Annotated in this window: 10 protein-coding genes; 2 read left to right on the forward strand and 8 right to left on the reverse strand. The window is 57.1% G+C overall.

The window, feature by feature from the left end:
• Positions 1–24: 24 nt before the first annotated feature.
• From BOW53_RS07465 to rlmH, 4 genes are all read right to left on the reverse strand, one after another.
• Positions 25–3915 carry a YhdP family protein gene (locus BOW53_RS07465; protein WP_078487224.1) on the reverse strand — a complete coding sequence of 1297 codons (3891 nt, stop codon included), beginning with the start codon at positions 3913–3915 and terminating at the stop codon, positions 25–27.
• 3 nt (positions 3916–3918) lie between these two features.
• Positions 3919–5376: a ribonuclease G gene (rng, locus tag BOW53_RS07470; RefSeq protein ID WP_078487226.1), complete on the reverse strand. Its 1458-nt coding sequence runs from the start codon at positions 5374–5376 to the stop codon at positions 3919–3921.
• Positions 5369–5977, reverse strand: a complete 609-nt coding sequence (locus BOW53_RS07475; protein ID WP_078487228.1) for a Maf family protein — start codon at positions 5975–5977, stop codon at positions 5369–5371. Before BOW53_RS07475 ends, rng begins: the two co-directional genes overlap by 8 nt.
• A gap of 87 nt (positions 5978–6064) precedes the next feature.
• Entirely contained in the window at positions 6065–6535 is a 471-nt protein-coding gene (gene rlmH, locus BOW53_RS07480; RefSeq protein ID WP_078487230.1) for a 23S rRNA (pseudouridine(1915)-N(3))-methyltransferase RlmH, read from the reverse strand.
• A gap of 89 nt (positions 6536–6624) precedes the next feature.
• On the opposite strand from rlmH, the gene BOW53_RS13200 reads away from it, so the two are divergent.
• Together BOW53_RS13200 and BOW53_RS13205 are read left to right on the forward strand one after the other, a co-directional pair.
• Positions 6625–7092: an HAD family hydrolase gene (locus BOW53_RS13200; RefSeq protein ID WP_245832039.1), complete on the forward strand. Its 468-nt coding sequence runs from the start codon at positions 6625–6627 to the stop codon at positions 7090–7092.
• On the forward strand, positions 7067–7414 hold the full coding sequence (locus tag BOW53_RS13205; protein WP_245832040.1) for an HAD-IA family hydrolase: 348 nt from the start codon (positions 7067–7069) through the stop codon (positions 7412–7414). Before BOW53_RS13200 ends, BOW53_RS13205 begins: the two co-directional genes overlap by 26 nt.
• A gap of 432 nt (positions 7415–7846) precedes the next feature.
• Here BOW53_RS13205 and BOW53_RS07490 read toward each other — a convergent pair whose 3' ends face one another.
• The 4 genes from BOW53_RS07490 to BOW53_RS07505 form a co-directional block, all read right to left on the reverse strand.
• Positions 7847–8809: a helix-turn-helix transcriptional regulator gene (locus BOW53_RS07490; protein ID WP_078487232.1), complete on the reverse strand. Its 963-nt coding sequence runs from the start codon at positions 8807–8809 to the stop codon at positions 7847–7849.
• Positions 8810–8847: 38 nt separating this feature from the next.
• The gene (gene rsfS / locus BOW53_RS07495; protein WP_078487234.1) at positions 8848–9207 is read right to left on the reverse strand and encodes a ribosome silencing factor; all 360 of its coding nucleotides are present in this window, start codon (positions 9205–9207) and stop codon (positions 8848–8850) included.
• Between the two features lie 79 nt (positions 9208–9286).
• Positions 9287–9898 (reverse strand): nicotinate-nucleotide adenylyltransferase, encoded by a 612-nt coding sequence (nadD, locus tag BOW53_RS07500; RefSeq protein WP_078487235.1) that lies wholly within the window; start codon positions 9896–9898, stop codon positions 9287–9289.
• Between the two features lie 22 nt (positions 9899–9920).
• The gene (locus BOW53_RS07505) at positions 9921–11192 is read right to left on the reverse strand and encodes a glutamate-5-semialdehyde dehydrogenase (RefSeq protein ID WP_078487237.1); all 1272 of its coding nucleotides are present in this window, start codon (positions 11190–11192) and stop codon (positions 9921–9923) included.
• Between the last annotated feature and the right edge of the window lie 127 nt (positions 11193–11319).

Raw genomic sequence — 11319 nt, forward strand, 5'->3', positions numbered from 1 at the left:
AGAAGGTATCGGGGCCCTGTATGGTCACTCTGTTTGGGGAGGGACCAGGTCCGGGTCGATCATCTGGCTTTCGCTAATCGGCGTCTCACTTTTCAGGGTGGTGAGTACAGGGTCCGACCAGGGGCCGGTAACCTGGTATTGAACCTGGGTTGCCTTGTCGAACTTGTCACCGAACAGCTTGTGAGCAAGCAGCAAGGCTGCTCCTACTGCTGGGCCGACTGCCCAGGCGCCTGCCAGTGGCAGGCTCGATGAGATCATGGGTGTAACGGTGATCAGTTGATCGAAATCTTCGGTGCTGAGGCCGATCCGTCCTGCAATATCGATGGTTGCGGAAGGGCCTTTCATGAGGAAGTTTTCGGTGTAGGCATCGCCATCCTCGACCAGGAAGTATCCTTCGATGCGATCGAAAGTGAAGCCCTCTTTCAGCATGTCGCTGAAATCCAGGGTCAGCCGGCGGTGAAGGGCGCTGATATTGAGCAGACCAAATATACGCCCCACGCCCGGATTGACCTGGAGAAAGCGGCCGCTGCCAAGCTGCATGTTGAGATTGCCGTTGAGGAAATGGCGACTGAACTGCATGGGATTGCCTTGCCAGCTGATGTCCGCTTTGATCGTGGATGGCGCTTCGGTGAGGTTGGCGGTGAAGCCCAGGTCATCCAGCAGCTTACCGAAATCATCACTCTCCAGTGAGAGATCGAGTTGCGTGGCCTGTACCCCATCACTTTCCTTTCTCCAGGCACCGCTGGCCTGTATGCTGGTCATCTCTGACTGCAGGGTGAACTGCTCAAGTCCAAGGCCTTCAGTTCTGCGGCTGGTTTGAAGGGTGAGCTTGCCGTAGTCCTTTCCATTGATGCTGACCTTGTCAATCGAGGCGTCCAACGCAGGAATGGTTGTCGGGTCAATTGGGGAGTCTGTGCTGGGCGTGTCAGAACTCCAGTTGTCGGGCTCAAGTTTGAAATCGAGATGATTCAGCCGCAGTTGAATGGCCTGGCTCTCCAGGTCTGCAGGGATTTGTAGTTTTCCGCTCAGCAGATCACTCGCAATTTGGCCGGTAAAGATGCCGTCTTGCCGGTTCAGTTGTAACTGAAAATCATTCAATTCGAGGTCATCGAGGGCGAGTTGATCGAACTTCAGGTCGATATCGCCAATTCTGGGTTCAGGCGTTCCGGTTTTTTCTTCGGGCAGAAGAGCGAGCCAGGGTGATAGGTCAACATGTTCCCAGCCACCCTTGAATGTGAGGGTGTTGTGCTCGGGCAGTGTGGCTTTGCCTTTGCCGAGTACGACACTGCCACCTAGAAGCCCGGTCTTGGGTGTCGAGGTGTCCAGTTTCAATGCTGCACTCAACAGGTCGGCATAGTCGATCTGAAATGGGCTTTGCTTTGCACTGCCCAGTTGAGTGGAGATGTATAGCGTTCTCTCTTCTTCTTCCTCTTTGCCCAGCGGTGCGGGAAGGTCGATGCTGAATCCCTTGAGGCGGGATGTAATCTCTATTGGAATGGTGGCCTTTTTCCAGTGCGATACGCTCGGCAAGTCGAGTTGCAGGGTGATATCGCCGCTGCCATCGAGATGGGCGAGGTTCATCTGTGAGAAATGTTTCTCCAGGTCCTGCTTGGAGAGCGGGGTTGTTGCCCTGATGCGAGTCGCGTCGAACTCCGGGGAGGGGGTGACATCAACACTTATCGGGTTGCCGAACAACTGGCCATTGATCCCCTTGGCCTGGACTCCGTCCAGGTTGAAGCCCAGAGTCCCCTTGATACCGGTAAGGGGCAGTTGCCACTCTTTCAGGTGCAGTGAGCTGTTGTCGAATTCCAGTTTTCCATCCAGTTCATAACTGTCCCTGGAACGCAGGGGTACAGTGAGATCGAGTGCAAGTATTGACTCTCCGCCTGCATCAATACCCCTGGTCATCGGGGCGAATCTCTTTATCAGCGGTGATTCTTTTAAGAAACGGAATGTGTCAGCCAGGGGGGCCAGAACCCGGCCGTCGATTTCGAGGGGGGCGGCGTCGCCAAGACCAGGTATGGCGGCATGGACTTGTTCGATCCTGCTGTCATATATGTTCCCTTTTATTGCCCAGGCATCGAAGCGGTTGTTCAGAAAGCGCACCTCGGCATCGACTGCACGGAGGTCTGGCCATTCGGGCCAGTAGGAAATGTGTGCGTCATCTACGTTGAACAGTACCTCAAAGCGCCCGCTTGGATTTTCCTCGAAGGGGAAGTCCTGTAGCTTTCCGCGAAACAGCGCACTGCCTGAAGTGATATGCCCGTCGACAATGCCGCGGTCCAGCCATGCCACAGTCCCTTCAGGCATGATGCCTGTCGGCAGATAGCGTGACACTTGGCTCCCGTCGCCGTTCTTAAAGTCGGTCTGCAAGTCCAGGAAGGCCGAGGCAGGGTCCTGCAGTGGTATGTCGATGTGAAAACGGGTTCGAGTCTGGATGTCGGCGTTGGCGGCGCTCAGGTTATTACTCTCTATGTTCCAGTGTCCGTTTTCCAGGGACTCCCATTCGATTGTTCCCAGGAGCCTGTCGATCTCCAGTGGATTTCGAAACAGCTTGGGGAACTCAAGTGCAACAGAGCCGGAACTAAGCAGCCTGGCAACCCCTTTTTCACTGTCTGTCCAGATGCGGGCGGTGAGATTTTCCACCCCCGGTATGTCATTCCACGGCTGGGTACTCAGGCCTTGCAGGGTGCCAACTCCTCGCCATTGGGGGCCATTGGAAGTCTCCTGGTAGCTGATATTCAGTTCACTGATGTCACCGTGAGGGGCAATGGTTGCCAGGGTTTTTTTCAGCGCCGGGTCCGGTAGTGGGAATAGGCTGGCCAGGCTGACCAAGTCCTCTATACGTAAAAAATCGGTGCCGGCGTAGACTCGAAGTCTACCATCCTCGCCACGGCCAGTTTCAACATGGAACCGGGTGTCGGGCCAACTGCCGTTCTGGTGCTGGAACTGGATGTTGTCGACAATGAATTGCCAGCCCCTGGGTTTGCGCTGCCAAAGAAAGTCGCCGCCCAATAAATCTATATCCAACGCCTTTTGGGTTCCCGGTGCCTGGTTACTGCGCAGGGCAAGTCTTGTCTCGTGAAGTTGAAGATTTCCCTGGAGGCCGTGCATGCGGCCCTTTTCCCAACTGATCCATACTTCCATTCCGGCCTGGCCGCTGTCGAACAAATAGCCTTCCGGCAATTGGTGTTTGAGCAGTTGGGTAAGTACAAGCTTATAACCCCTGAGGTAGGCCTCGCCTGACCAGGCTTCTGGTTGCTCCAGTTCTCCGGTGATGTCTGCGGCCAGGGTTATTTCAGCGCCCAGTTCGCCGGGCAGGTTCAGGCTGCCGGTGAATTGGTGTCGGTCACCATCGTTACGCAGTTCCATGTTGACGTTGGTGAAGCGTATAGGCGGGGCGCCGATAGCCTGGTTTTCCCAGAATATTTCCCCGTGCCTCAACGCTACCCTGCTTGGAAACAGCAGGGCGCCTCCGGCAGAGATTTGCTGTTGGCCGATCTCCTGGAGACCCTCGATGACGATTGAGCCGTCAGATCGGCGTTTGATCAGCAGTTTTGGGTTTACAAGGGTGATCTTGCGAAGGGTTATCGCACGGTTTTTCACGCTTTCTACAAGGGCCAGTCGAAGCTTTATCTCGTCTAGTTTAAGGGTTGGCTTGCGGGTGTTGGAGTCAAGCAGCGCCACATTGTGCAGCGTGAGCTCCGGGCCGAGTCCCCGCCAGTGACCCTCCAGAAAACCCACCTCCACCGGTTGTCCCAGTGCGTTGCTGGCCCACTGCTCCACGTCGGATCGGTAGAGTTCAGCCAGCGGGACCAGGAAACGGCCAATGGAGACCGCGATACCGCTCAATATGATAAGCAGCAGCAACAGCAGCCAGAGCTTCGCGGTGGTGTATTTAAACAGGCGGATCATTGCCTATATCAAAACGACATCATAATGCTCTTGAGTGTAGAGCGTTTCTGCCTGCAGGCGGATGGTTTTTCCAATGAAAGACTCCAACTCTGCAAGGTTGGGCGACTCTTCGTCCAAAAGCCTGTCTACGACTTCCTGGGAAGCCAGGACAAGAAGTGACTCAACATCGAACTGGCGGGCTTCGCGCAGAATCTCCCTGAAAATTTCATAGCAGGTGGTCTCTGCTGTTTTAAGGGAGCCGCGTCCGCCGCAGCATGCGCAGGGCTTACACAGCACATGTTCCAGTGATTCACGAGTCCGTTTGCGCGTCATTTCCACAAGGCCCAGGGATGAGACCTCGGTGATGTGAGTCTTTGCGTGATCCTTGGCCAGGGACTTTTCAAGGGCACGCATTACCTGTCGCTTGTGTTCATCATCGGTCATATCAATGAAGTCGATAATGATGATGCCGCCCAGGTTTCGAAGGCGAATCTGCCGGCTGATTGCCTGTGCCGCCTCCATGTTGGTTTTGAATGTGGTCTCTTCCAGGTTGCGGTGGCCGACAAAAGCGCCTGTATTGATGTCGATGGTGGTCATCGCCTCGGTCTGGTCGAGGATCAGGTGGCCGCCGGATTTGAGCTCGACCTTGCGTTCCAATGCTTTCTGAATCTCGAACTCTACGCCGTAGAGGTCGAAAATGGGGCGCTCGCCGGGGTAGTACTCAATGCCGACATTCAGGTCCGGTATCAACTCTTCGGCGAATTTCTTTGCCATGTGCCAGCTGGAGCGGGAATCGATGCGTATCTTTTCCACTTCAGGGGAGATCAGGTCCCTGAGTGCACGGAGGTAGAGTGGAAGATCCTCGTGGATCAGCTCCCCCGCCTTGGCGTTGGTGCTGCGCTCGTTAACCGTTTTCCAGAGGCGGCAGAGGAAGCGGATATCGGCCTCCAGCGTCTGTGCGTCGACGCTCTCTGCTGCCGTGCGGGCGATAAAGTTGCCCTCGATAGACATGTCCGAGGTAAAGGCTTCAATGCAGTCCCTGAGCCGTTGACGCTCATCTTCATCTTCGATTTTCTGGGAAATGCCCGGGGTTGTCAGAGAGGGCATGAAAACCAGGTAGCGTGAAGGGATGGATAGGTTGGTGGTGAGGCGGGCGCCCTTGGTGCCCAGTGGGTCTTTCGCCACCTGGACGATGACGTCGCCGCCTTCTCGTACGAGTTCGCTGATGGTGCAGGGCTTGTCATCGCCATTGTTGTTGCTGCAGATGTCAGAGGCATGGAGAAAAGCGGCACGTTCCAGGCCGATATCGATGAATGCCGCCTGCATGCCTGGCAGTACCCTGCAGACCTTGCCCTTGTATATGTTGCCAACCAAACCCCGGCGCCGGGTTCGTTCAATAATGATCTCCTGGGCCACGCCATTTTCGATGACAGCGACCCGGGTTTCCGGTGGGGTGACGTTGACTAGTATCTCTTCACTCATTCAAGTCTTCTTCTGTAATCCATGGGCGGAGCGGTCTGATTCCAGCCCTCTGCAGCAGTTCGGCTGTTTCAAACAGGGGTAGTCCCATAACCCCTGAAAAACTGCCTTCCAGGTGTGATATGAACATTGCACCGAGACCCTGGATACCGTAACTGCCGGCCTTGTCCCTGGGTTCGCCGCTGCTCCAATAAGCCTGGATCTCCTGCGCTTCGAGGTTGCGGAAGCTGACCCGGTTTACGCTGAGGCGGGTCTCCTCGACCCTGCCTACCAGGGCTACCCCGGTGAGCACCTTGTGGGTTCTGCCAGAAAGTTTTCGGAGCATTGTCGCCGCCATCGCTTTGTCAGCCGGCTTGCCCATGATCTCGTCTCCCAGTACCACCGCCGTATCTGCTGCAAGAACCGTGGCACTGCGTGTGCCGAGATTGTCATGCCCGGCACGCGCCTTTGCCAGGGCCAGGCGTATCACGTACTCGGCAGGGGACTCTCTCGGCAGTGGCGTTTCATCGACATTCACTTCCACCACTGTGCGATCGACCCCGATTTGCCTCAGGAGTTCACGTCGTCTTGGAGATATGAAGGCCAGAAACAATGTCGATGACATCACAACACCATTGTGTTTTTTATTTCGTTGCTGTGCGCATCCACACTACACCAGGAGCCGCTGGAATGACAGTGGTATGCCACTTAGTTATGCCCTGTGATAGGGGTGGTTTCGAAGAATGCTCCAGGCCCGGTAGAGCTGTTCTGCAGCGACGACCCTGACCAGGGGGTGTGGCATGGTCAGGGGCGAGAGCGACCAGCGTCCGTCGGCTCTATGCAGGCACGCTTCGGCAAGCCCTTCGGGCCCGCCCACCAGTAGGGCCAGGTCACGTCCCTGGTTCATCCATTCGTCCAGCTGTCCAGAGAGCTGTTCGGTGCTCCAGCTCTTGCCTTTTACGTCCAGGGCAATGACCTGGCAGTTGCCTGGGATCGCCTTGAGCATTCGCTCTCCCTCGTCACGGATGGTGCGGCTGATGTCTGCACTTTTCCCCCGGTGGCCCGGCGTAATTTCCACCAGTTTCAGGGCGCACTCAGACGGCAGGCGTTTTGCGTACTCCTGGTAGCCTTCCTGTACCCAGCGGGGCATCTTGTTTCCGACAGAAATCAGGTGAATGTTCATGGTACGAATTTTAGGGGAAAACGGATCTCGGGGCACGGATGGTCTATTACTAGGTTTAGGGTACTGACACAGAGCCTGCGGGAGGAGTGATGAGGGCCGTACTCTTTGACTTGGATGGCGTCCTGTATGTTGGTGACCGGGTCATTGCGGGTGCCGTGGAGGTGCTGGAGTGGGTGCGGCGCGAGAACATTCCTCACCTGTTTCTCACCAATACGACCTCCCGTCCCAGAAGCGCTATTGCGGAAAAACTCGCTGCCATGGGAATAGTCGTGGGTGAGTCAGAAATTCTCACGCCGCCATTGGCCGCCGCGGCCTGGGTGCGGCAGCATCGCTTGGAGCCGGTGGCGCTGTTTATTCCTGATATAACGCGGATCGAATTCTCGGATATTAGGGTGTTGAGTGACGACCAGCAAGCCGGTGCCGCATCTGTGGTGGTTGGTGATCTAGGGGGAGGGCTGGGACTTTCATACCCTCAACCGTGCCTTCAGATTGCTTATGGGCGAGCCTCGGCCCAGGCTCATCGCCCTGGGCATGGCGCGGTACTGGAGAGCGCCTGATGGCCTGCGCCTGGATACGGCCCCTTTTGTAATGACCCTCTCCCATGCCACCGGAGCAGAACCGCTGGTGCTTGGGAAACCCAGTTGTGATTTTTTCCTGGCAGCCCTGGAAATGCTTGAAGTGGGTGCCGAAGAGGCGGTGATGATAGGCGACGACATCGTGGGTGATGTGGATGGGGCCCAGAAAGCCGGTCTCCAGGGCATACTGGTCCGGACAGGGAAATTCCAACCGAATGATCTGAATGGAGAGATTGAACCGGATGCCGTACTGGAGTCCGCTGCGGATCTGCCGGACTGGTTTTCTTGTTCAGAGTCAAGGTGAAGAGAGAGGCGCACGTCCCTGTGCGGCCTTTGCATCGGGGGATGCAGGGGTCATTTAAGCACGCCAGGGGGCTCAAAACGTGAGCCTTTGCCTATCTATCCAGGGCGCTGGATCCGAGAAGTGCCCTGAAGAGCCACCTGATGCGGGCGGGTTTGGTAATGAGCCAGATGAGCAGGGGTAGGAGTCCCATGGCGAGGGCATAGTGTGTGTAGTCTGTGTGGAGCGTATCCGGCAGAAGCAGCAGGGCAATGCCACAGGCGAAAAACCATGCGATACAAAGATACCCAGGGTATCCAGAACAGGTTCCTTTTGTTCAGTTTGTTCAGTCATGGGACTTCCTTTGTCTGTGGTTTGAGTCTTCCTGAAGTTAATTCATGCTATGCCCTCAAGCGCCCCTGTTTATAGATTAAAAATCCTTTTATAGGAATATAGTTACTTGTATTTGCCTAGCGCTTCCTGCAATTGCCTGGCAACCTCCCTGCGCAACTCTGGCGGTGCCGCGACCTCTACATCAGCCCCGTATTTGAGGATGTCCGATATGAGTTCCGGGGTTTTGCTGTAGGGGATGCTCAGTTCATACCGGTCGTCTTCCAGCCAGCTGCTCTTTTGTTGGGGATGCCACTGTTCTGCGGCTACCCAACGTGCCCGCTGGGGAGCAAAGCGCAGAACGGCGGTTTTTCTGGCGCTACCTGAGAAGATGTCGTAGGCGCTTGAAAAATGATCATCGAGCGCTTTGTCGCTGATGTTTTTGGTTGGCTTCTCTGTTGGTTTTGTGCTGCTGATCGCGTCCAGGCTGAAAGTGCGCAGTTCGTTGCGCAGGTGACACCAGGCATCCAGGTACCAGTTGTCCCGGTAGTGGACCAGCCGCAGGGGTGAGATCTCTCGGCGTATGGTCCCGTCACGGTCGCGGTTGTAGTGGTCGATAACTAGGCGCTTGCCTTGAGCCAGGGCGCCGGCTATGGGCTGAAAAGCGGGGCCGGCAGGTCGCGATGCAGCCCGCAGTATGCGGATTCGTTTATCAAGGTCGCCGCCTGCGTGCTGGGCCTTGAGGAGTTGGTCGATACGCTCCTTGAGCGGGGCGAGTTGGCGTTCGAGAAGCCCCGGTTGAACCTCCCTCAGCAGCTGTTGGACGCTGAGCAGGGCAAAGAGCTCCGAGGCATTGAACCAGACCCCGGGCAGCTCGAACATCTCTCCCTCGCCGGGATCGTAATAGTAGCCGTTGCGTTGCCGGTCATACTTGATGGGGGCGTTGAGGTAGAGGCGCATTGCCTCGATGATACGCTTGGCCGTGGCACGGGAGCACTCCAGTTCCTGCTCGATCCGTTGACGTGGGACCGGCAGCCGCGAAGCGCTGAGGAGTTTGTGGAGGTCAAAGATTCTGTCGAAGCGATCCATCGGTGACAGTATGAACCCCCTGGGGTTCGCTCACTAATCTATGCCTGTTCGCCGGCGTTGCCGGCATCGGACGGAATGTCCATCTCCCACAATCTTTCGAGCTGGTAGAAGTCACGGACCTTTGCCTGCATGACATGAACCACCACACCGTTGAGGTCGATCAGGGCCCATTCACCGTCGTTAATACCCTCGGTACCCAAGGGGGGTTCGCCTGCGTCCTTGGCCTGGAAGGCAACCGCTTCGGCCATTGATTTTACATGGCGGTCGGAGGTACCGCTGGCGATAATCATGATGTCGGTGATACTGGTTTTGCCGCGTACATCCAGCACTTTAACGTCCTGGGCCTTCATGTCTTCCAGCACCTGTACGGCCAGATCGCGGAGTTCTTCTGCCTGCATTGAGTTTCCTGGTTGGGTGAGTTCAGTGTTGATTTTATCTGAAAAGCGACGAAATCGCAGTGTGTTGGGTGATCTGTGATCAGCGATAGAGCCCCTGGGCTTCGATTATCTTCAAGACGCGCTTCGGTAACAGGTATCTTGGGGAGCGTCCTTTTGCGATCAGGCTGCGAATGCCGGTAGCCGAAATCTCGAGTTGGGTTACCGCCTGGAACAGGATCAGGCCGCCGCGTTGGGTTTTCAGCTGGGCAGGGTCATTGGTGATGCGTTGGCGGTAGAGATCGATCGGGGCCTCTCCCGGACGCTGCATGATCACCAGGTGGGCCAGCTCAAGAATATTCTCCGGCTGGTGCCAGTCGGCAAAGCCCCGGAAGGCGTCGCTGCCCATGACCAGGCAGATGGGCAGGGTGTCCCCCAGCTCTTGCCGCAGGGAGCGCAGGGTATCGACGCTGTAGGATTTGCCATCGCGCCTGAGTTCCCGGTCATCCACATGAAAAAGTGGATTGCTTTCCACGGCGGCCTGTACCATCTCCAGGCGTTGCCGCGGGGTGGTCAGGGGCGCGTCGCGATGGGGTGGGTCGCGAAGCGGCACCAGGCGGATCTCATCCAGTCCGAGGGCCTGCTGCACATCCAGGGCGGTGCGCAGGTGGCCATAGTGGATGGGGTCGAATGTGCCGCCTAATACGCCGATCATTGCTTGTTAGCAGGTCCTGGCATCAGGACCTGATGTGGCCATCGCCGAGAACGATGAACTTCATCGAGGTGAGCCCCTCCAGGCCCACCGGTCCCCTGGCGTGGAACTTGTCGGTGGAGATGCCGATCTCGGCACCCAGGCCGTACTCAAAGCCGTCGGCGAAACGGGTGGAGGCGTTTACCATCACCGAACTGGAGTCCGCCTCCTGCAGGAAACGCCTGGCGCGGGTGATGTTTTCGGTGATGATCGACTCCGTGTGCTGCGAGCTGTGGGTGTTAATGTGCTCGATGGCCTGGTCCAGATCGTCCACAACCCGAATCGACAGGATGGGTGCCAGGTACTCGGTGTCCCAGTCCTCGTCGGTGGCAGCGGTGCAACCCTCGATGATTTCGCAGGTACGCTTGCAGCCGCGAAGCTCCACGCCCTTTTTCATGTAGGCGGGGGCGAGCATCAGCAGGGCCTCTTCCGCCACAGCTTCGGCCACCAGCAGGGTCTCCATGGTGTTGCAGGTGCCGTAGCGCTGGGTCTTGGCGTTCAGCGCCACGTCGAATGCCTTCTGGATGTCCGCCTGGTCGTCGATGTAGACGTGGCAAATACCGTCCAGGTGCTTGATGACCGGAACCCTGGCGTCATTGGAAATGCGCTCGATCAGTCCCTTGCCGCCCCGGGGAATGATGACGTCCACATACTCGGGCATGGTGATCATGGCGCCCACCGCGGCACGGTCGGTGGTGGCGACCACCTGTACCGCTTCGGCCGGCAGGCCGGCCTTCTCCAGTCCGCGGTGAATGCTGGCCGCGATGGCCTGGTTGGAGTGGAAGGCCTCCGAACCGCCGCGTAACACCGTGGCGTTGCCGGATTTCAGGCAAAGGGCGGCGGCGTCGGCGGTGACGTTGGGCCGCGACTCGTAGATGATGCCCGCCACGCCCAGGGGTACGCGCATGCGCCCGACCTGAATGCCGGTGGGACGGTAGTTCATGTCGAAGATTTCGCCGATGGGATCGGGCAGGGCGGCGATCTGGCGCAGCCCCTCGATCATGCTGTCGATTCGGGCAGTGGTCAGTTCCAGTCGATCCAGTAGGGCGGCGTCCAGGCCTTTGGCAGCGCCGGCTTCGAGGTCCTTACGGTTTTCATCCATCAAGGTGTCGCGGGTGGTGTCGATGTCGTCGGCGATGGCAAGCAGGGCATTGTTTTTCTCGCCGGTGCTGGCAGCGGCCAGGGCACGGGAGGCGGCGCGAGCCTGCTTGCCCAGTTCGTTCATGTAGGCGACGACGTCGGTGATCTGGTCTGACATGGCGTTAACCCATTAACTTCCTAGATAAACAATAGGGAATCTCTAAAAACCCACCTTAATCTGCGATAATAACACACACACAACTTTTCAATCACAGTACACAGACTATGCAACCGAACTTTTTTGC

The sequence above is a fragment of the Solemya velesiana gill symbiont genome (assembly GCF_002020805.1).
In the GTDB taxonomy this organism is placed as follows: Bacteria; Pseudomonadota; Gammaproteobacteria; order Chromatiales; family Chromatiaceae; genus Sedimenticola_A.